This is a genomic window from Vibrio sp. 2134-1, assembly GCF_033339495.1.
On record NZ_JAWOUS010001006.1, the window covers coordinates 1 to 507 of the forward strand.

Sequence of the window (507 nt, forward strand, 5' to 3'; positions counted from 1 at the left end):
TTGGGAAGGTGCTTGAGCACCCTTGCGGTGAACCTCTCTAATTGCACATAGCTAACCACCCTTGGCGGCAGCTAAATGCAGTAAATACGGGTTGTATTTCAAGTAATTTATGCATTATAATTATCTCAACATATTGAATAAAGCCTGCTGAATCCGCCAAGATTATCTAAGCAGGCTTTTTCTTTTTCTGAACCAAATCATACCACTATAATCTTTGATCTGAGAAGATCATTTATTCATCTGTAAACTTGGTACACGCAAAAACCATTTCCTTGTTCGTTCCGCTCAAGCACTCAAATTTTAAGTTCTCGCTCTGGTTTTTCGGGGTCGATGTTTCGCTCTGAATGCTCAGTTTTGCGTGACTGCAACTCGCGCACGCGCTGCTCTGCTGCTCTTGCGTCATTGTCGAGAATATCAATTCGCTCCGCCCTTTTATTTCTATAGATTTCTCTGAGCTTATCGTCTGCTCGACGGGGTTCTCTATCCTGTCTAAACGCTTGTTTAAGC

1 protein-coding gene is annotated in these 507 nt (G+C 42.6%); it reads right to left on the minus strand.

Annotation, left to right across the window (positions count from 1 at the left end):
- Positions 1 to 293 precede the first annotated feature (293 nt).
- The coding region (locus tag R7R78_RS29735) for a hypothetical protein (RefSeq protein WP_225475042.1) at positions 294 to 507 on the minus strand (214 nt) is incomplete at its 5' end.